Raw genomic sequence first — 20,448 nt, 5'->3', positions numbered from 1 at the left:
TCAATTTTGTAATGTCAATAATGACAAACAATTTAAAAACAAAAAAAATGGAAAATGTAACCGTTTCAGAATTTAAAGTTCCTTCAAGAGATGAAATAGCTACAAGTAATCAAGAAATTTTTGATAATTTAAACAAGGCCCTAGGTTTTGTACCAAATCTTTATGCCACTATGGCCTATTCTGACCATGGTCTGGGAAGATATTTAAATTTTCAAAATGCTAAAACCTCATTCTCTAATAAAGAGAAAGAAGCAATTAACTTAATTGTAAGCGAGGTAAATGGCTGTATTTATTGTTTAAGTGCACATACTGTAATTGGAAAAATGAATGGCTTTACAGATGCCCAATTGCTAGATATTAGAAAAGGTACAAGCGATAACGCAAAATTAGATGCCCTAGTAAAACTAGCTGCAGACATTACTAAAAACAAAGGAAATGCTGATGATGAGAATGTTCAAAATTTCTTTAACCAAGGCTATACTAAAGAAAACTTGGTTGACCTAATTCTTCAAGTAAGTGATAAAACTGCCATGAATTATTTACATAACCTTACCAAAGTTCCTGTTGACTTTCCCGTGGCCGAAAGTATTTAATCAAATATGGGAAGTTTGTAAAACAAACAGACTTCCCTCTTTTAACTTTTTAAAATGCAATTACAATGAATACACTAAAAAATATTTTGAGCTTTTTAAATAAGACTCCACAAGAAAAAATAGGTAAAACTCCAGAAGGTTTTTGTCCCAATTGTTGGGGAAGACAAGAGTATGGCGGAAACTTTTTCAAAGCCTTAAAAGCTGAAAAATTAGAAAACCTAGAGCGTAAAAAGGGTTGGATTACAGCCTACGTTGAGCGTAATCTTAAACACATACAGTTACAACACAAAGAAAAAAAGCAGGTTTGTAACGTGTGCTTTGAAAGTTTCGATTGCTAATATCCTATTTTGATTTATAACAACTAAAAACAACATCATGAAAAAATATCCGCTACCACCTTTTAACGAAGAAACTGCTAAACAAAAAGTGCAAATGGCAGAAGATGCTTGGAATAGTAAAAATCCTGAAACTGTAGCCCTAGCCTATACTCTAAATTCAGAGTGGCGAAACAGAACCCAGTTTATTAATGGACGTGAAGAAATTGTGCAGTTCTTAACCAACAAATGGAACAAAGAAAAAAATTACAAACTCAAAAAAGAACTTTGGGGTTTTAGAAACAATAGAATTGCTGTAAGGTTTGAGTATGAATTCCAAGCTGAAAATAACCAATGGTATCGCGCATACGGAAATGAATTATGGGAATTTGACGAAAACGGACTTATGCAAAAAAGATATGCTAGTATTAACGACCTAGAAATTGAAGAACAAGACCGAATCTTATAATTGTATTTAAAAAAATCTAATTGTTATCAAAACAACTTATTATGGACAGAAGACTTTTAGGAAACATATTAGTATTTACACTACTTGTATTATTAGCTTCTGGGTTACTCATGTATTTTAAACCCTTTAGCAAAATAGTAGCGTCAGTACATACCGTTTTTGGATTCTTATTCATTTTTGCTATGGTTTTTCATATTATAAACAACAAAAAACCATTATACAATTATCTTTCTGGAAAAAGAAAATCTAGTTTACAGAAGCTTCAAAGTCCTTTAATTGTGATTATAACAACGGTTATTGTAACCGCCTTATGTTTGAATTTACCTATCTTTAATGAGGTATATAATTTTGGAAATGAATTGAGAAATAAGCAATTGGGAAAAGTTGAAAATCAATTAGATTATCAAATTATAAACCTTAATAATGAACAAAACGGTTTGCAGTTTGAAATAGAATTAAAAAAAGGAGATGCTTTTCAATATCCTTTATTTGCCATTTGGTTAGAAGATAGTATAGGTAATTATTTGGAGACCCTTTATATTTCTAGAGTGATTTCCTCTAGTTCTTATGACTACGGAAGTAAAGTAAACGGAACTTGGGAAGCAGCCATAAAACGACGCCCAGAAGCACTGCCATATTGGTCTCATAAAAGAGGCATAAAAGCTGCTGATGGTTTGTATGTACCGCTTAACAACGCTCAAGACATTGATGCTGTTTCTGGCGCCACCCCAACTGGTAATTTTATAATTCAACTAAATAGTAAGTTGGATAAGATAAATAATTACAAAGTAATGTTAGAAGTCAACCAATCGTACGACTGGAATACATATTATTCTGAAGACAGGTTCCCAGAGGATAAAATCTATTCAGGAACAGGACAAGTAGGTCAGCCTTCCTTGATATACGCAAGCCATGTTAATGATGGAGATATCAAAACTAAACCGTACCATTTCATGACGTTAGTAGGTCATGGTCATCATTCTGGAAAAAATGGGAAACTGTATACAGATTTATCTAATATCACAACGGCTAAAAACATAGTGGATAGAATTATTTTAAGTATCAAGTAAAGCTTCAAAATAATTTATGTGCATTGTTTTAAAAACAGACATTCATCAATTTTAAATACGTAAACATGGAAGAAAACAACTGTTTTACACTTATAAACCCGCAAACCGGTAATCTCGCATTTAAACTTCAGTTTTTTGAAAATGAAAACCCTTTTGATACGATACAACGGTTAAACCACTATGCTGTCATTTGGATAAAAGAAGGAGCAGGTAATGTGCACGCAGATTTTTCAGACTATACCATAAACGCAAACAGTTTATATTCCTTTTCGCTTTACCAACCTTTTCAATTTAAAGCTGAAAAACATTTGAGTGGTGTAGCACTTTATTTTCATCCAGATTTTTTTTGCATACATAAACACCATAAAGAAGTGGCTTGTAATGGTGTATTGTTTAATAATATTTACAATTCTCCATCAATAAAAATAGATAGTAAAACCGAGATAAATTTTAACATGCTAATTGAGCAATTAAAATTAGAAATGCAAAATCCTGCGTTAGCACAATATGAACTTTTAGTATCGTATTTAAAAATTATATTGATAACCGCATCTCGATTAAAAACAGAACAACAAGACGCAGAAAACGTTGAGACTAATAAACATGATGAACCGTTTATTTTACAAAATTTAAAAAACTTTATAGAAACACATTACAAAACCAAACACACCGCTAGCGATTATGCTAACATGCTAGCTATAACCCCAAAAGCACTAACCAAATTAACAAAATCTCATTTCAATAAAACGCTAACCGAGTTAATCGCCGAACGCATTGTTATTGAAGCTAAGAGAGAACTGTATTTAACAAACAAAACCGTAAAAGAAATAGCCTTTGAATTAGGCTATAATGATGAATATTATTTTAGCCGATTCTTTAAAAAGCACGTAGACCTATCACCTCAACTCTTTAGAGAGCGCATCGATTTTGACAGTGCTACTTTTTCTTGACAAAAAAGACTTTAACATCAATATTTCAATCAAAAAACGAGCATTATGACAACATTTTATAACATCCTATTTTCATTACTCTTAGGACTCCATATTGGTTTTTCGCAACCTGCTATTGATGCAGAAATGAAACCTTCCAACTGGGAAACACCAAAAAACGCTAAATTTGAAACTTTTGAAGGAAAACAAACGCTTCTACTCGATGGTAAAGCAACCTTAAAAAACGTAACATTTATTAACGGCACTATACAAGTAGATGTATACGCAAACACCAAGCGCAGCTTCGCAGGAATCTTTTTTAGGAAACAAAATCAAACCATGGAAGAGGTTTATATGCGGTTGCATAAATCCAATCAAGTTGATGCGGTTCAGTACTCGCCTACTTTCAATAATGAACTCACATGGCAATTGTACCGAGAGCATCAAGCGCAGTTTACATTCAAGCAGAAAGGATGGAATACCTTGCGCCTAGAAATAAAAAACAGAGAATTAACGGTTTTTGTAAATAATGAAAAAGTACTAACCGTAGAAAACATGAAAACCGATTTCTACGAAGGATCTATTGGACTATTTTCTCTTTTTCCAAATCGATTTACCAACTTCAGGTACACTCCAGATACTAAAAACCATAATATCAAGCCCAATAACGCGAAACTTTTAAATACTTCATTTATTACAAATTGGAAAATTACTCCTGCGAGACTTTACAATGAAGCAGGTTTTAAACTCAAAGACAAACTATTCAAAAAAACTTTGACTGTAACTACAGATGAATCTGGATTGCTGGCTATTTCTAAATATTTAGATAAAAGTTCTAGCGGGAACTTTGAAAAAAACGACGAGATGTATACCATAGCATCAACTACAATCGAAGCTAGTAAAAAGCAAACCAAACGTCTTTATTTTGATTATAGTGACAAAGTAATTGTATACCTCAACGGACACCCAATTTTTAAAGGGAACAACGCTTTTCGTTCTAAAGGCGTTCAATTTATGGGGCATTTAAATGTAGAAACCAATAGCTTATATCTACCACTTAAAACAGGCAAAAACCTGATTCAATTTGTGGTTATTGATAAAGCTAATGGCTGGGGATTAATTAGTAAATTAGATTAATTTTAATGAACTGTTTGCGAAAAAAAGTACTAGAACAAACCTCAACACTGTTAATTAAATTTCTAAAAAATATGCAACCATTAGAAAAACAATTCATTGAATTTTCAAATAAATAGGTTTGTAATTATTCCCTTTACTATTTTCATATATATTAAATAACCCTTTATATACCTCATAAGAAATGAACATAGAATACAGTTACGAAAAAAGACCAACCACCGAGCAGATAATTGAGCTATATGACAACACAGGCCTACCTCGGCCAACTTATGATAAGGAAAGGATACAGAAGATGTTTGAAAATTCAAATCTTATTGTAACTGCTTGGGACAATAACTTGCTAGTTGGTATTTCTCGATCCATTACAGATTGGGTTTGGTCTTGTTATCTTTCTGATCTAGCGGTTAGAAATGATTACAAAAAAAGAGGTATTGGAAGAAAACTTATAAACTTAACAAAATCAAAAGTTAGCGAACAGTCAATGATATTACTCCTATCTGTTCCTACAGCATTGGAATATTACCCAAAAGTTGGATTTAAAAAACAAAAAAGTAGTTTTATTATTGAAAGAGCAGAATGGAAAATTCACCAATAGAAATTTTTAAGAAATGGTTTAGCGAAGAACTTCATTTGACTAGGGCTCGAATTCCGTCAGCTGTTTGTTTATCAACTAATGGGAGCGATAACTTTCCAAATGCAAGATTTGTATCCTTCAAAGAAATAGTAAATGATTCTTTTATTATAACTGGCCCATTAAATTCTAAAAAGGGGATTGAGATAAGTAGGAATAATCATGTAGCATTAACCTTTTGGTGGACAGAGACAGAGAGACAAATAAGAATTCAAGGAAAAGCGACAAAAATAACTGAAAAATTGGCTGACAAATACTTTGCAGAACGTAATAGAGAAAGTCAAATCGTCTCCATGGTAAGTAATCAAGGGGAAGAAATCACCGATATTAACATGTTACACAAAGCATATCAAGAAATGGAAAACATTAATAAAAACCATGCTTTATCGAGACCTGAAAACTGGGGTGGTTACTTCATAGAACCAATAAGAATTGAATTTTTAGAATTTAAGTCAACTCGCTTTCACGACAGAAAACTTTTCGAATTAAAAAAAGGCATATGGAATATGAAACAAGTACAGCCTTAAATGCGGAATATTAGTTTAAAAGAAGACTATTGAAAGTAATTTTAAATTGAGTTAAATTGGAAATTGCAGAAGAACAGACGTATTGTTCTAAATGAATTCTTTAAATTAAATGAAATCAAAAAACATTTTAGTTATCGAATGCCTAGAAAAATCGAACACAAAGTTGTAAAAAATTTAACACAATCTAGACATAACGTATGAGTTGTGAGTAGAAAAACAAATCCAGCTTTTGATTGGGAAAACTCAGAAAGCTATGATGCAGTTCTGAAAGATATGGACAGAGCTTACATAGTCTATTATACTGATTTGTCTATTCCTTAATCTAGAGATGTAATAACAACGCTAACCGAAAAAGCATTAAAGCTGGCTTAGAAAAAGTAGTATTGCTTTCAGGAAAAGGGGAGGCTTAAGCCGAAGCTTGTGAAGACACCTTTGCTAATTCAGGTTTAAACTACACTTTGGTTAGAGCCTCCTAGCCTAACCAAAATTTTAGTGATGGTGTATTTTTAGATTTTATTTTAGATGACGTTCTGGCATTACCTATGCTAGCAGCAAAAATTCCATTTGTAGATGTAGGTGACATTACTGATGTCGTTTCAAAAGTCATCATCGATGATGCGTACAATGGACAAACCATAACCGTTACTGGTCCGCAAAAAAGAACGTTTAAAGAAGTTATTGAAATTATTACTGAAACCTCCAATAGATCAATTCAATTTGTACATATTTCAATTGACGATTTTAAGGAAGACATGCGAAAAGCAGGGTTACCAGATTCATACGTTTGGCTCTTCGGTTATCTATTTAAAAAAGTAGCATTTTAAAAACAAGAAGCCAGATAAATAACATCTGACTTCTCTAAATATATAGCTATTAATTAAAGGGATTCTTATTACTATAAACCTTACGATTCTCTTTTACATTTTTATAATTTTTTTAGAAAAAGATTTACCTGAGTTAACATTAACTTTAAGTAAATAAACACCTTGAGGTAAATTAGAGACATCGATTTTATTTTGTCCAAAAGTTTCAACAATCAACTTACCAGTTATATCAAAAAGAGAAAATGACTCAACTTCTGAATTGGATGAATTAATTGTTAATGTATCACTTACTGGATTAGGAAACACCTTGATAATATTATCATCAATTTCTGGTTCATTAATTCCTAAAGCCTGAAAATCTAGTACGTATTTCACTAAACCTAAATCAATTGTTGAAATATAAATTTCGGCATTGCTTGAACCATTGAATTTAACTTTAGATGAGGTAGAACCAACCGAAGATAACTCTTCATTTTCAATACGAGTCCAGTTTTGACCTCCATCAGTTGTGAAAACAATAGCATAATCAGAAACTCCAGAAGAATGAATTGTTCCAACCATATACCCTTCTGAACTATTAGAATAAAAAACCTGATGAACCAACTCTGTATAAATTTGATTCCACGTACTACCTCCATCAACAGAACTAAATATTCCTTTATTAGTTGCAACTGCTAAATGCTGAGAATTAAATGGATTACTATCAACATTCAATATTAAATCATAACCAGGTATTAATTGCTCCAACCCAGCATTAGATAATATCCATGTATTTCCATAATCTTCCGTTCGGTAAACTCTAGTGCCTATAGTAATTAATACATGACCTTCGTTTTGAGGGTCAAATTGTATCCCTCTAATAAAACCATTATCTGGTAAAGTTATATTCTCAACCTGTACATTTGTTAAGTCACCAATATTTGCACTAATAAGCTCTGAGTATCCAGAGGTATTTGAGAGTGAAATCCAAACCACATTATTATTAAATGGGTTAGCTTTTACAGCATCAAAATAATTCATAAAAGTGTTTAAAATTTGATGTTTAGTTTGACCATGATCATTACTTACTTCTAAGTCTGACCCAAACCATCCTCCGCTAAAAGTATAAACTCTACCTTCAACAAAGTCATCAACATATAAAGTTGGCGCATCATTTTGATTATACCAATCTATTGGAAGAATATCAAAACTATCTTCAAGTCCATCAGTTAAATCTCTATGAATATAACCATGCTGTACACCATAGTATAAATGTTCATTTCCATTCAAAAAAAGCCCCATAGATCCAGTTGAAAGGAAAAAATTGTTCTTTGACCAGTTCAATGTTACTCCTCCATCAGTTGAAAATTGCGGGTGGTAATCACTATTAATAAACACTTCATTTTCATTAAATGGATTAAAGGATAGGTCTGTTCCATAGTAATACCCATGAACGTCGTCTGAACTGTGAACATGGTTTTCCCATGTTACTCCTCCATCATTTGAAATAACTATTTCATTCTCTTCTAAAATAACAATCTTGTCCTCTACATTTGGGTTGTAAGCGATAACTATAATATCATTTAACTGTTCATCTGTCCAAGGTAATGCTACTACATTCCAAGTGTCTCCTTGATCAGTAGATCGATATAAATTTTCAACTGTATCTCCAAAACTAATACCTGTACCAACTAGCACTTCATTTGCATTAAAAGGATCAAAAGCAATAGGTGCCAAAACAACACCAGGCAACTTATTTATCCATGTTTGGCCTGCATCATTAGAAACAAACAGGCCTCCATCAACATCTGTTGGACCTAAACCTCTTGTTAAAATTAAATTATTAGGGTTAATAGGGTTTATAGCTACATTATTTATTGAGACTCCATCATAATCTGTTTTTGAATATACTAAATCCCAATTTTCTCCTCCATCTGTAGTATAGTAGGTATTTTCTAAGTCTCCAAAATTTAATTTTGTATTCATCAAGATTATATTTGAGTCACCTTCATAAATACTATATGATTTAACATAACGATCGGTTGAAGCATAAGGGATTTCTATCTCTTCTATAACTTGATTTGTTGCTAAGTCATAAATAATGATGGTGTTATCTGAAGATGATTGATTGAACTTAATAAAACTTAATGCAGTATTGTTATTAGTCATTTTTAAGTCTTTAAACTTAGTGACGTCGTGTATAGACATTGAAAATAATATCTCCCAGTCTATTCCATTATTATTCGACACTAATATGTGGTTATATAATGAGATTGCATACAACCTATCTTCAATATTAGGATCGTAAGTAATGTTAAAGATACGTCCATAATTTGATGACCCTATAGGTTCGACTTGTGAGTAGGACATTTTAGTTGACAACAATAAAGCAACTAATAGAAATAATGTAGTTTTAATTTTCATGTGTTTATCAGTATATATTAATGGTGCTAAAGTGAAAAATCATCTTTAACTTTCAGAAAAATCAACACGAAAAAGTGGGACATTTAATTATAATAAGTGGGACATTTTTAGATATGGATAAACTAAACCTGCTTTAGTTTTCTAAAAACCAGACAAATAATCATATAACAAAGAAGTATCTTCTAAATTCATTTTTTTAGCTATTCTTTGCTTACGTTTTCTACAAGCATCAGGTGTAATATTAAAAATGGAGGCTATTTCTTTAACAGATAAGTTCATATATAGATAACAAATGAATCGTACATCATTTGTGTTTAACAATGGATGCTTTTCTTTTAACGTTTTTAAAAAACCATAATTTGCTTCTTCAAAATGTACTAAGAAATCCTCCCAACCAGAATTATTATTTAAATGTTTTTTTAGTTGTTGAACTAACTTTTTAATATTACTATTATTTAATAAGTCAGGATAACTATTTATAGATTGAATAATGTCTTGTAGTAATTCATTCCTACTAGCCATATTAAGTGCTTTAGAAGTTAACTTTCTATTTCTAAATTCTAATTCATTCTCCAGCTCAAGCATTTTAATCTTTTGATTTCTTTCAGAAATAATTCTCTTCTGCTTAGCTTTAGTTACATAGTTTCTCCAAGACCAAAGAGAAATCAAAAGAAGCAAAACTACGGCAGTTAATGATATATAAAACACTTTACGCTCCTGCTGAAGCTTCATTTGCTTTTCTATAATTTGTTGCTCATACTGCTTAACGTTAAACTTCACACGACTACTTTCAAACTGGTCTTCTCTTTTTTTATAATGTAAACTATCTTTAAAAGACATTACAGAATCAGTATAAGTCCTTGCTTCTGAAAAAGCATTTAAGTCGTATTTAATCTTAGATATATGTTCAAAAATATCAATACACAACTCTATACTTGTATGTTGATTTTTTGCTTTTAACACATACTCCAAAGCCTTGTTTATTTCACTTTTTTTATAAAAAATTTGAGATAATAATAGATAAGAACTTGACTCGTGTTCAAAAAGTCTATTAGCTTTTAACTTAGGAATGATAGTATTCAATAACTTTTGAGATGTCAAATAATCTTGTTTTAAATAAAGATTTTCAGCTATTGCATACTTTACTTGCAACAACATATTGGTATCCTCCAAATTGTTTTGTGCTACACTAAGATATTCATAAGCCAAATCAAGTTCTCCTAATAAGTTTAAAGTTAACCCTAAATTGATCGCATATAATGCGATTTTCTCTTTTGCTTCAGAGGCAGATGCAATTTCTAAAGCCTTACTAAAGTATGTTTTTGCGTCTTCAAGTTTGTTATCATTGAAATATAAAATACCTACATTATTCAATACAACCATTTCCTTTTGGTTATTTAGATGTTTTACAGCAACATCATATGCCAATAAATAGTTATCTAGAGCCTCTCCATAATCAGAAAGCTGGTAGTAATTTGCTCCAATATTATTTAAAGCCGAAAACAACTCCTCATTCCAATCATTATTTGATGCTATTGTTTGGGCATCAATTAACATTTCTAAAGATGCTGAATATTCTTGACGGTTTAAAGCTTCAATACCTAATTGAATTAATTCTTTACACTCCTCTTTTGTTTCTTGTATTGGTAGTATAAAAAGACAAAAAATAAAAACGATATAATTCATAATATTAGTCCAAGATAAAACATGTTCATTTTATTATACAGAACAGCAATGCATTACTTTAAACTTGGAATTATATTTATTGTCGAGAGTATAAATAAATTTATTTAAATCCGATATAGTTTACTATAAATGATAAAAGTAAAAGCTAAGTTTCCTTTTTTACATTTTAAAAATTCTATAAGATAATATTGTGTTCTAATAGCATAAAAGTATTAATATTTTCAAAAAACTCTGATTAATTTTTCCTCTTTAACTTTTTGAGTTGGTTTTTAGAATTTTCACACCAAAAACAATCATCTTTATATATACTTAAGTCTTTCCGCTTAAATTCTGTCATAGCGGATTAAACTTTCCTGAATCCCCAACTATTAAAACCCTAGGCTATCTTGTTTAATATCAAAAAGTATGTTCCTAAAAATTTCTCTATCTCTTGAAAGAATAATGATTGCCCTTATCCTAACAAGCAGTTCAGTAGAACAAAAAGAAGAAAAAAAATTTTATGAAATTTTGGTTAAGAATTAAATCGTACAGGTATTAATAAACAATAATTTAAATCGATTTGTTATGATATACTTTAACGAATTACTTCCCGATACAGAAAATGACATCACAACACATTGCATTGATTTACAATAAATTAACTTAAAAGTAGAATTTATGATGTACAAATAATTTACAAAAAACACTTATTTAGTTTTCGAAGTTACATCTATACTTCTTTGTTTTTTCATTGAAATCTCTAAAGTTTCGGCTATTTTTTGTTGCTCTATTTCATTAATTGGTTTTAATCTCAAGAAATTAAACCCAAGTCTTCTCAAAATAAAATATGGCAGCTTATTTTTATTAAAGTCTTCCTTTAATAATTTCACATCCTCTAGAGGAAAATAAGTAGAGTAATCTAATTTATTTGCAATACTAATAAGTCTTATTATATTATTATCTTTATTATCATTTTCTACTTGATTAAACGTTAATTTCAAGTCTTTTGACGAAATAGAAATAGAAACCTTTTTAATAACCGAATAAGAAACCATATAAAGCATATTAAACATTATCATTTTAGCTAAAAGATCCTTTTCATTTTCAGTTATACTAGTATCCTGATTAATTAACTCAAGAATTTCTTTTCTTAAATGCTCTTCTCCTTGTAGTAGAATTTCAAATATTGATGATAATGTTTTTATGCTTAAAAAATAAATTTGTTCAACAATAGCATTTTTATCCTCACCTCTTAAAGATGCATATCTATTTTTAAGAATGTGACCCAAAATCTCGATTGATTTATATGAAATATTAACTTGAGAAATAAAATCAATGTTGGCAGAAACTTCTTCATCTATCACAATATCTTCTTCCCTACTTGTTTCATTAACACCGTCCTTCATGTCCAACTCCTCTTCTTTGTTTTCTGAATAAGTTTTTGAGGTCTCTAAAGATAAGCCTTCAGATGTTTGTTCTATTAAATTATTAATATCACCAACATCTGTATTAAAATTCATGACTTTTGCATTAGTAAAAATAGTATTAGAATTATCAACAACCATGTCTATTATATATTTCGATTTAGAATGATGAGAAAGAAATAAATAAATATTTGCAGCATGGGATTGATACAATTTTTGAGATAAAATCTTTATGTCTACTCTGACATCTTCATCCTCTATATTATCGGACAAATACTTACCAATAAAATAAAAGTATATGTAAGTATATTTAAATTTATATAAACCATCAATAGTTAGTGATAAAATTTGTGTTTCTAGAAGTATTGAATTGTACTCTTTAAAGCTAACATCAATATCATATAATGAATTAAAATTCAAGTGAAACTCCATCAACTCTTGTTCTGTAATCTTCAAAATTCTCTTCTTAAAAAGCCAATATGACAATTCTGATAAATAAGAATACATTTTTTCAATTTCTTTATTCTTTTTTACCTTATCTCCAATGGCTGATTTTATTAAAACATCATAATAGTAGCCAAAAGTACTTTGCTCTAAACTAGCTGTTGTTGTTAATTCATTGGATTGAAGAACAATAAGAATATAAATAGGGAAAGAAGGAACTAAATTTTTACCAATTATGGAATCAATAATTTTTTCAACTTGATAGTAATTATTTACTTTATCTTTTTCATCGATATATTCATCTTCATTAACTAAATCAGACCATTTTTTTATTAATTCAAATCTTTTTTTTGAGCCAAATTGTAAAATTTCAAATATATCAATGTCAATATTTTTCACATCCAAAAACTCATTAAGAGTCAAATACTCATCCCAAATAATTAATGTATTATAATCTGATTCAAGAATATTATTTATGAGCGCTTTTTTATATTTAAATTGAAGCTTCGAATTTTTAAAATCATCAATTATTAAATATATTTTCTTCTTGCAGTCTGAAGAATAGTTGGCATATTGTTTCTCTATTTGTTTTGAAATTAACTTTTCAAGTTTAGATACACTGGAATCTTTTAAATCCTCACCCTTTATATAAATAGGAATAAATGAACCTTCATCAAACAACTCTCTATACATAACCTTACATAAAGTTGTTTTACCTGAGTTTTCTTCTCCAAATACAATAATATTTTTAAAAGTTGAATCTTGTGTTTTACCGATTAAGAATGATGTTGTTAAAGTATTATTATTCTCTTCATTATCAACTACATCAAACCTTTCTAAGAAAGGTTCAACATAAATATCATTCAACTTAATATCCTTTGAAGATCTGTTTGTAAATTTTGCTCCTGCATCAGTGAGATAGCTGTTAAATGAGTTAGAAATCATTATTTTAGCCTGCTCTTGAGAGGTTGAGAGAACTTCTCTTTTTTGAATTTGCAAAACAAGTTTACCATCATTCAATGCATTATCTGTATTGGATATAAAAATCTTCTTATCATCATCATATTTTCTAAAATGACAAGTAACATTATCCCCAACTAAATATTCTACAATCGAATATCCATTCTTGTAAACTTCAATTTCTGAATTTTCAGCTGTTAATGATTTTCCGACCGATATAAAATAATCGCCGTTAATTCCACTGATATAATCTGTCTTTTGTTCATGTGTATGACCTATTAAAACTATATCAAATTCGTTTTGAATCTTTTTCTCAATTTCACTTTGCTCAACATTTTTAGATAGATAATTCAGTGGATGGTGGACAACACATATTTTTAAGTCTACCTCATCAATAAAACTTAATGAATGCTCAATTTGTTTAATTCCAATTGCTATATTACCATCATCATTATCGTCATAACAAAGCCAACTAGAGTTTAAGCAAGAAACTCCGATTTTAGAATTTTCTCCTTCTATTATAAAAGTATTGTCTAAATCTGATAACTGTTTTTTTGGATAATTAGAAAAATAACCTTTTGAAAATTCATTATAACCTTTCAATCCATTTATTATATATGTATCTTTATTATAAAGGTCGTTTAAAAAACCATTTAAATTACTTTTAGACTTTAGTAGATTTTCTTTGAATGGAAAATCCACATATTCCTGCAAAGAACTCCTTTTAACTTCATGATTCCCTGGCACAAAAAAGACTCTATCCTTAAGCATCGGAAAACTATCAGTAAGTTTATTTAAAAAATTATCAACAATTTCATACGGATTCATTTCTTCAGGAAAATTCCTTCCCCCTTGATTTAAAAAATCTCCGCTAAAAATCATTAGAGTATCCTTATCTACGTACTTCTTTAAATCTTTTATTAAAGCATTTATTAAGTTCTTGTGGTTTAAATCAAAACTTGAATTATCTATATGTAGGTCACTTAAGTGTATTATTTTCAGCATATCATTCGTTTAAATAAAAACAATAAATTTAAAGAAATTTTTAGCTGAAGAAGTTAGTAACAAAATATACTAATCAACTATTTATCAACAAACATCTATTTTAAAACTTCAATTATATTAATAAGCACTAAAGTCAATAAGCTCATAAACCATTGATATTATTGATTAAATTAATCGTAAGTAGTTTTTATTAGTAAATATTAGCAGTCTGCTATTTACCAATACAGAAAGTAAAACTATTTATTTAATAAGGTTTTAAAAACAATAAGTACAAATTTGGTACACTAAAAAATTAAAATAAATCAAATTTTATTTTCTTAAAATACTATTAACTTTTGCAAAATCTCCAAACTTAGTCCTTTACTAGTATAAATAAGAAAGAAAAAAGTCAAATCAAATATAACCCTATTCTTTTCAGATAATAACATGACCATTAATTTTTTAAATATGGATATCTTTATTCTAAATTTTGATAAATAATAACTACTGTCATAGTATAACAATGAACTTTTTCATGATTTTATTTAACTCTAATTGAGTTAATGCCTTTCCTCATTTAGATCTTTGATTTCATTCTTTTACATAAAAAAGTGAAATTATCGTCATTTAACAGAAGTGTTAAGCCAAGAAGACTATTGCTATATATAATGTAAATCTTATTTTAAAACTTTTCTATTGGTTAAAATGTAATTTCTCTTGCTATATTTTTTTGTAAACATTAGTCAACATGTTTAATATTTAATAATCTTTTTGCAAAACGAATTGTTTTTACTTCTTAAAAAATACACATCAGACGGCAAGTCATTAAAATCAATCGTTGTATTTCCATCTACTTTTACAGTCTTTAAAAGTTGTCCTTGCACATTATACAGCTGAAAGGTTAAAGGTGTTTTTGATGTAATGGTTAAATACTCTTCCACTGGGTTTGGATACATCTTAAGTGCATCTATAGTTGTTGTTTCTATTCCCAACGTTGAGCAGCTATCACTATAAGAAGCCGTAGCATCTTTCTCCCAACTACTACCGGTTGGTGGTGTAAATCCATTATCTATTTGAATACAGGTTAAACTCGGGTTGTTTTGCGCTTGAAACAGGTTAAAATTGGTGTTGTTGGCATTGGCAACATTTAAGCCGTGTAAATTGTTGTTATAGCAGCTTAAAGTGTATAAGTCGCCATTAAGCGATACATCTAAAACTAATAAGTCGTTATCGGTACAATATAAACGTTCTAAATATTGGTTTTGATCTACATCCAAAACCGTAAGCTGATTATTACTACAATCTAAATAAGTAAGTTGTGTATTATTACTTACATCTAAAACTTGTAATTGGTTTTGAAAGCAGTACAAGGTTTCCAAGTTTGCATTTTGAGAAACATCTAAAGCTATGAGCTGATTGGCAGCACAGTTCAATTCTTCTAACGCTGAAAAATCCTGAATACCGGTTAGGTCGCTAATGTTTTTGGCATAGACATTTAGGTTGGTAACTGTGCTAATATTGCTTGTCAATACTTGTCCGTCTATTACGGTATCGTAACCCAAGTCTATAAGTGCTTGCTCAAAATTGGCATCAGGAATTGCGGTATATGAAGGATTACAGTCTTCAGAAAAAACGGTTACCCCATTTATTCCAGAACTTAAAATTGCATTGGCATAAGTGACATCGTCAACCTCAACACAACTTAAATTAGGATTGTCTTTTGCATCAAAATAAGAAAAGTTGGTATTGTTCCCATTTTTAATGTTAAGTGATGTGAGTTGATTGTCTGAACAAACAAGTGTTACTAACTGTTCATTTTGGCTTACATCTAGTGCTGTGAGTTGATTATTTGTACAATAAAGCAATTCAAGATTTGTGTTTTGACTTACATTTAAGGATGTTAGTGCATTTACATAAGTATATAAAGTTGTTAAATTGCTGTTTTGACTTACATCTAAAGCCGTAAGATTGTTTTTAGAACAGTTTAGATACTGTAACATTTCAAAATCTTGAATGCCTGTTAAGTCTGAAATCGAGAGATTTGAAACATTTAAATACGTTATCGCCTTAATACTGGCTGTTAAAACCTGCCCATCAATAGCAGTGTCAATTCCTAAATCTATCAGGGCTTGTTCGAAGTTGGAATCTGGAATGGCTGTATAATAATCAGAGCAAGTTTCAGAAAACGATGCCGTGGCATCAATGTTAGTCCAATTTGTTGTTGCATAATTGGCATCATCTACATTGATACAGCTTAAATCAGGATTGTTTAATGTGTTGAAATATGTAATTTGACTATTGTTGCCATTTTTCACATCCAATGCTTTCAATTGGTTATTGTCGCAACGCAACCAACTCAAGCTAGAAGTCTGGCTTAAATCTAAAGCAGTAAGTTCATTACCATAACAATTTAATATTTGTAATGTGGTATTGTTTTGTAAACTAATAGTTTCTATATAATTATTAAAACAATGCAACTCTTCAAGCACATTGTCCAAACCAAAATACAGATAAGAAATTTGATTATTGTAACACGATAACGTCTTTAGGTTAGAGCTGTTTTGAAAATCATAAATATACAAGTCTGTGATTTGGTTGTTATAGCACGAAATCGTTTCTAAATTAGGATTGCTTCTTACGTCCAAAACCGATAAAGAATTGTTTTCGCAAGCCAAGATTTCCAAGGCTGTAAAATCTTCTATACCACTTAAGGTTATAATGTTTTTAGCGCTTACATCCAGCGATGTTATGGTATTAATATGATGTGTTAATACGAAATTATTCAAAACATCGTCGTATCCCAAATCTATAAGCACTTGCTCAAAATTGTCATCTGGAATGTAAGAGTAATAGCCTAGACAATAACCAGAAAAACTTGTTGTTGTATCAATATTGGTCCAATTGGTTGTAGAATATGCTGCATTATCTACCTGAATGCACGACAAGTTTGGTGAATTAGTGGCATCAAAAAACGTTATCAAGTTGTTGGTGCTGTTTTTCACGTTTAAGGTTGTTAAGTGAGCACTGCCATTAACATCCAAATGTGCTAAATTAATGTTTTGACTCACATCCAAAACTTCTAATGAATTCCAATATATTACGAGGTACTCAAGATTGATGTTATTGCTCACATCCAAGCTGGTAAATGGGTTGTTGGCACAACGTAAATCGACCAAATTAGTGTTTTGACTTATATCCAAAGCTGTTAAGTCATTTCCCGTTACCCACAAACGTTCTAATGCTGTATTCTGTGAAATGTTTATTGAGGTGAGCTATACACAACACGTTAGAGCACATTTGACGCAACCATTTAGTTATTCCTGTATCTACACAAAATAATATTTGTTTTGAAAAAAAATTCTTCTAATAATTATTACCTTACTCTTTAGTAATCAAATTATTGGTCAAAATCAGGCTATAAAAATTACTAATATTAATACGAATAAAGAAAAAATCATTGAAGAGAACAAAAGAATAAAGTTAACAACATTTGATGGTCTAAAAATTAAAGGTCTCTTTAAAATAGAAAATAGTAGTACAATTTTTGTTGACAATATTCGCATAGATTTGTCTGATATTGATGCATTAAAACGTAATCCTCTTTTGACTTCTATTTTTACTTCTGGATTTCTTATTTACGGCGGTGCTCTAACAGCTGGTTTTGGTGTTTTAATAGGTATATTGGTTGATTCAGCTACTTTTTGGCTAACTATTCCAGCAGCTGGAATGATTTATACTGGAATAAAAACCACCAAATTTTAACAAGAATCATAAAACTGATAAAGGTTGGAAATTTGAAATCATAATGATACCTGGTTAAAAACGTGCTACAACAACGTGTATAGTCCATGAGTAACATTTGCAGTCGTTTTCAAAGACAAAGTCTTTGGCAGAATATAGTTAAGCGTGATGTTCACTTCCTGTTCTGACACCACTATCCTTTCGGTTATGATTTCTATGATGTTACGTTTTGTCTCTTGGTGAGCTTACCCAATTTTTTACAGTGAACGAGCTTCTTTAATAATATATCTACTTGATTTAAATTGGTCTTTCAAGGCATAGATCTCGCCTTCAATTCGTGAGATTCTGAGTTTTAATTGCTGCACTTGGTTGTTTGGTTAATCGTAGAAATCTTTAAATCTATCAGTATCAATTTGCCCTTTTCGTGAAGTTCAAAAAGCTTGCTAATCTTGTCTTCAAGTTTTGTATTTCAGATTTCACATTTTCAATGTCTTGTTCCTTTTCTCTAATGATAGTATGTGTTCTATCAAAGTAACGTTTTACTTCTTCTTTCGAAATGATAAACTCTGTCAGCTGGTCTTTAAAAATGACTTCAATATCTTCGACATGGATTTTACGTTTACACTTCTTACAGGTATATTTTGGGTTTGACGATGTCGCGTACATCCCTCCACTACATTCACAAATGAGATAGCTGGTAAATAAATGCACCTTCTTATTCAAAGGCTGTACCTTTTCTTTTCTTGTTTACGGATGATATCATTTACGGTGTCCCATGCTTCGTCTGATACGATTCGTGGTGCTTCATGGATATACCATTCCTCTTTATCTCGCATCACGGTTTTTCCGTCATTATCTATTTTGGTGCAATGTGAACGTCTAATGCCTTTTGCGGTTGAGTCTTATAATAGTCGTAACGGTAGCGCCCGTAAATTTACTTTTTCTCTTGGTTCGATACCCTTTGTTATTTAATATGTTGGCTGCCGTAGCATGACGTTTATGTTCTAAAAATAAATCATACATCATTTTGCTGATTGGTGCTTCATGTTCATCGAGTGCCATATTATCTTTACCTACTCGTTTATACCAAAATGGAATATCTCCCATGACTTTTCCCATCTAGGCTCTGACTTCAACAAATGATTTAATACGTTTAACAATGTTTTCTCGTTCCCATTGGCTCATAGCGGATATAATGGTATAGAAAAAGCGGCCTGATGATGAGCTGGTATCAATAGATTCTCCAAGAGATATCAAATCGGCATTATACTTTTGAAAATAATCTGAGAACTCCAAGAGTTCTTTTTCATTTATAGAGCGACGTGAGATTTTAAAGAAAATCATAACCTCCACTTGCCCACTTTGGATATCTTGCATCATTCTCTGTGCTTCATGGTGTTCCATCACACTTTGCCACTGACGGCTTCTAAGTGGTACTCTTCTAAATATCCCAATCTTTGAGTTCAGCATACATCTTAGCCTTTTGCAGATGGTGTTCTGGACTATCTGAATTCTGTTATAATTTTGTGGAAACATGTATCCACACGCCAACTCGCTTTTTCATGATTATCTAATCTATTGTTAATGAACATCTAACCTAAACTTTTGTTTTAAACATGAAAATTTCATCGACTTTTATTGCAAACGCAAAAACCCTACATGTACACGCCCATTTCTCAGAAATCCATGAGACAAAATAGTACTGTTAAAAATACAGATACACAGAATATTTCTTTCATTAGAAAGCTGATAAAAGATGAACCTGAAAAGGATATTATCAATGCAAAAGAAAGTTCCATAGGCTTTGCTTCACTCATGAGTTTTGTTGTACACGCATTATATAGATAATTATATCTTATTCCCTAAACTAAAGATTACCCTAAAAATGATGAAGAAGATAATTGACTGGTTAGGTTATGTATCTCCTGTAGGAGTTGATAAAGATACACTTGGAGGATGATTATGTATTTACAGGTGCAAACATGGATTAAGACAAAAAAATATTTCAGATAAACTGCAAATTGATATATGCATAGTAACCATGATAGAAAACAATATCAAAATTAAAAATTGCAATCAAGACAGACTTAGTGACTTTTTAAAAAAGTAAAAGTGCCCACAACAAAACTTAAATAATTGCCCTTTAGCTTCTTAACAAAAACAGAATCATTTAGCCGTAAAACACATTTGTAATGAACTTGGTTAGTAGCCTTTAAATAGGCTTTACTGGTTAGATTTAACAAAAACTGTAAGTTTATGTGTAACATTATTTTATTTGCGATAATATTTTTGATGCTATTATTGATATACAATACAGAAACATTAGCAAAATC

19 protein-coding genes are annotated in these 20,448 nt (G+C 30.4%); 11 read left to right on the top strand and 8 right to left on the bottom strand.

Going from position 1 to position 20,448, the window contains the following annotated elements:
* Window positions 1–47: 47 nt before the first annotated feature.
* The 9 genes from ABD011_RS08160 to ABD011_RS08120 all read left to right on the top strand — a co-directional run bounded on the left by ABD011_RS08160 (window position 48) and on the right by ABD011_RS08120 (window position 6,494).
* Entirely contained in the window at window positions 48–593 is a 546-nt protein-coding gene (locus tag ABD011_RS08160; protein ID WP_343797327.1) for a carboxymuconolactone decarboxylase family protein, read from the top strand.
* A gap of 65 nt (window positions 594–658) precedes the next feature.
* Window positions 659–931: a hypothetical protein gene (locus ABD011_RS08155; RefSeq protein WP_343797325.1), complete on the top strand. Its 273-nt coding sequence runs from the start codon at window positions 659–661 to the stop codon at window positions 929–931.
* Window positions 932–968: 37 nt separating this feature from the next.
* Window positions 969–1,376, top strand: a complete 408-nt coding sequence (locus ABD011_RS08150; protein ID WP_343797323.1) for a DUF1348 family protein — start codon at window positions 969–971, stop codon at window positions 1,374–1,376.
* A gap of 41 nt (window positions 1,377–1,417) precedes the next feature.
* On the top strand, window positions 1,418–2,446 hold the full coding sequence (locus ABD011_RS08145) for a DUF4405 domain-containing protein (RefSeq protein WP_343797320.1): 1,029 nt from the start codon (window positions 1,418–1,420) through the stop codon (window positions 2,444–2,446).
* 65 nt (window positions 2,447–2,511) lie between these two features.
* Window positions 2,512–3,396, top strand: a complete 885-nt coding sequence (locus ABD011_RS08140) for a helix-turn-helix domain-containing protein (RefSeq protein WP_343797317.1) — start codon at window positions 2,512–2,514, stop codon at window positions 3,394–3,396.
* A 45-nt stretch (window positions 3,397–3,441) separates the two neighbouring features.
* Window positions 3,442–4,512 carry a 3-keto-alpha-glucoside-1,2-lyase-like domain-containing protein gene (locus ABD011_RS08135; protein WP_343797315.1) on the top strand — a complete coding sequence of 357 codons (1,071 nt, stop codon included), beginning with the start codon at window positions 3,442–3,444 and terminating at the stop codon, window positions 4,510–4,512.
* A gap of 181 nt (window positions 4,513–4,693) precedes the next feature.
* Complete coding sequence (locus ABD011_RS08130; RefSeq protein ID WP_343797313.1) at window positions 4,694–5,107, top strand: GNAT family N-acetyltransferase; 414 nt, start codon at window positions 4,694–4,696, stop codon at window positions 5,105–5,107.
* Complete coding sequence (locus ABD011_RS08125; protein WP_343797310.1) at window positions 5,089–5,670, top strand: pyridoxine/pyridoxamine 5'-phosphate oxidase; 582 nt, start codon at window positions 5,089–5,091, stop codon at window positions 5,668–5,670. Before ABD011_RS08130 ends, ABD011_RS08125 begins: the two co-directional genes overlap by 19 nt.
* Before the next feature lie 542 nt (window positions 5,671–6,212).
* On the top strand, window positions 6,213–6,494 hold the full coding sequence (locus ABD011_RS08120; RefSeq protein WP_343797308.1) for a Rossmann-fold NAD(P)-binding domain-containing protein: 282 nt from the start codon (window positions 6,213–6,215) through the stop codon (window positions 6,492–6,494).
* A 93-nt stretch (window positions 6,495–6,587) separates the two neighbouring features.
* Here ABD011_RS08120 and ABD011_RS08115 read toward each other — a convergent pair whose 3' ends face one another.
* The 4 genes from ABD011_RS08115 to ABD011_RS08100 form a co-directional block, all read right to left on the bottom strand.
* A complete protein-coding gene (locus tag ABD011_RS08115; RefSeq protein ID WP_343797306.1) occupies window positions 6,588–8,897 on the bottom strand; it encodes a T9SS type A sorting domain-containing protein in 2,310 nt (769 codons plus the stop codon).
* Between the two features lie 141 nt (window positions 8,898–9,038).
* Window positions 9,039–10,583, bottom strand: a complete 1,545-nt coding sequence (locus ABD011_RS08110; RefSeq protein WP_343797304.1) for a tetratricopeptide repeat protein — start codon at window positions 10,581–10,583, stop codon at window positions 9,039–9,041.
* Window positions 10,584–11,269: 686 nt separating this feature from the next.
* Window positions 11,270–14,395 carry a metallophosphoesterase gene (locus tag ABD011_RS08105; RefSeq protein WP_343797302.1) on the bottom strand — a complete coding sequence of 1,042 codons (3,126 nt, stop codon included), beginning with the start codon at window positions 14,393–14,395 and terminating at the stop codon, window positions 11,270–11,272.
* A gap of 731 nt (window positions 14,396–15,126) precedes the next feature.
* Window positions 15,127–17,574, bottom strand: coding sequence for a leucine-rich repeat domain-containing protein (locus tag ABD011_RS08100; protein ID WP_343797300.1), 2,448 nt, complete (start codon window positions 17,572–17,574; stop codon window positions 15,127–15,129).
* A gap of 367 nt (window positions 17,575–17,941) precedes the next feature.
* On the opposite strand from ABD011_RS08100, the gene ABD011_RS08095 reads away from it, so the two are divergent.
* A complete protein-coding gene (locus ABD011_RS08095; RefSeq protein ID WP_343797299.1) occupies window positions 17,942–18,136 on the top strand; it encodes a hypothetical protein in 195 nt (64 codons plus the stop codon).
* Window positions 18,137–18,523: 387 nt separating this feature from the next.
* Here ABD011_RS08095 and ABD011_RS08090 read toward each other — a convergent pair whose 3' ends face one another.
* The 4 genes from ABD011_RS08090 to ABD011_RS08080 are packed head-to-tail and all read right to left on the bottom strand — an operon-like array spanning window position 18,524 to window position 19,585.
* Window positions 18,524–18,838: a hypothetical protein gene (locus tag ABD011_RS08090; RefSeq protein WP_343797297.1), complete on the bottom strand. Its 315-nt coding sequence runs from the start codon at window positions 18,836–18,838 to the stop codon at window positions 18,524–18,526.
* Window positions 18,835–18,951 (bottom strand): hypothetical protein, encoded by a 117-nt coding sequence (locus tag ABD011_RS15765; RefSeq protein ID WP_425545556.1) that lies wholly within the window; start codon window positions 18,949–18,951, stop codon window positions 18,835–18,837. Before ABD011_RS15765 ends, ABD011_RS08090 begins: the two co-directional genes overlap by 4 nt.
* A 43-nt stretch (window positions 18,952–18,994) precedes the next feature.
* On the bottom strand, window positions 18,995–19,234 hold the full coding sequence (locus tag ABD011_RS08085; RefSeq protein WP_343797296.1) for a recombinase family protein: 240 nt from the start codon (window positions 19,232–19,234) through the stop codon (window positions 18,995–18,997).
* Window positions 19,235–19,585, bottom strand: coding sequence for a recombinase family protein (locus ABD011_RS08080; protein ID WP_343797295.1), 351 nt, complete (start codon window positions 19,583–19,585; stop codon window positions 19,235–19,237).
* 352 nt (window positions 19,586–19,937) lie between these two features.
* Between ABD011_RS08080 and ABD011_RS08075 the strand changes: the two genes are divergently transcribed.
* The gene (locus tag ABD011_RS08075; protein ID WP_343797294.1) at window positions 19,938–20,075 is read left to right on the top strand and encodes a hypothetical protein; all 138 of its coding nucleotides are present in this window, start codon (window positions 19,938–19,940) and stop codon (window positions 20,073–20,075) included.
* The last annotated feature ends 373 nt before the right edge of the window (window positions 20,076–20,448 follow it).

Source organism: Gaetbulibacter jejuensis, from assembly GCF_039524015.1.
Taxonomy (GTDB): domain Bacteria; phylum Bacteroidota; class Bacteroidia; order Flavobacteriales; family Flavobacteriaceae; genus Gaetbulibacter_B; species Gaetbulibacter_B jejuensis.
Note: the sequence above shows the minus strand (reverse complement) of the source record. Positions and strands in the feature narration are given on the sequence as shown.

What these genes read in the sequence shown, in the direction of transcription:
- ABD011_RS08110 (WP_343797304.1), bottom strand. Translation starts at nt 10,583, where the DNA reads ATGAATTATATCGTTTTTATTTTTTGTCTTTTTATACTACCAATACAA.
- ABD011_RS08155 (WP_343797325.1), top strand. Translation starts at nt 659, where the DNA reads ATGAATACACTAAAAAATATTTTGAGCTTTTTAAATAAGACTCCACAA.
- ABD011_RS08160 (WP_343797327.1), top strand. Translation starts at nt 48, where the DNA reads ATGGAAAATGTAACCGTTTCAGAATTTAAAGTTCCTTCAAGAGATGAA.
- ABD011_RS08085 (WP_343797296.1), bottom strand. Translation starts at nt 19,234, where the DNA reads ATGGGAAAAGTCATGGGAGATATTCCATTTTGGTATAAACGAGTAGGT.
- ABD011_RS08135 (WP_343797315.1), top strand. Translation starts at nt 3,442, where the DNA reads ATGACAACATTTTATAACATCCTATTTTCATTACTCTTAGGACTCCAT.
- ABD011_RS08115 (WP_343797306.1), bottom strand. Translation starts at nt 8,897, where the DNA reads ATGAAAATTAAAACTACATTATTTCTATTAGTTGCTTTATTGTTGTCA.
- ABD011_RS08145 (WP_343797320.1), top strand. Translation starts at nt 1,418, where the DNA reads ATGGACAGAAGACTTTTAGGAAACATATTAGTATTTACACTACTTGTA.
- ABD011_RS08105 (WP_343797302.1), bottom strand. Translation starts at nt 14,395, where the DNA reads ATGCTGAAAATAATACACTTAAGTGACCTACATATAGATAATTCAAGT.
- ABD011_RS08140 (WP_343797317.1), top strand. Translation starts at nt 2,512, where the DNA reads ATGGAAGAAAACAACTGTTTTACACTTATAAACCCGCAAACCGGTAAT.
- ABD011_RS08120 (WP_343797308.1), top strand. Translation starts at nt 6,213, where the DNA reads ATGCTAGCAGCAAAAATTCCATTTGTAGATGTAGGTGACATTACTGAT.
- ABD011_RS15765 (WP_425545556.1), bottom strand. Translation starts at nt 18,951, where the DNA reads ATGCGAGATAAAGAGGAATGGTATATCCATGAAGCACCACGAATCGTA.
- ABD011_RS08125 (WP_343797310.1), top strand. Translation starts at nt 5,089, where the DNA reads ATGGAAAATTCACCAATAGAAATTTTTAAGAAATGGTTTAGCGAAGAA.
- ABD011_RS08130 (WP_343797313.1), top strand. Translation starts at nt 4,694, where the DNA reads ATGAACATAGAATACAGTTACGAAAAAAGACCAACCACCGAGCAGATA.
- ABD011_RS08080 (WP_343797295.1), bottom strand. Translation starts at nt 19,585, where the DNA reads ATGCTGAACTCAAAGATTGGGATATTTAGAAGAGTACCACTTAGAAGC.
- ABD011_RS08150 (WP_343797323.1), top strand. Translation starts at nt 969, where the DNA reads ATGAAAAAATATCCGCTACCACCTTTTAACGAAGAAACTGCTAAACAA.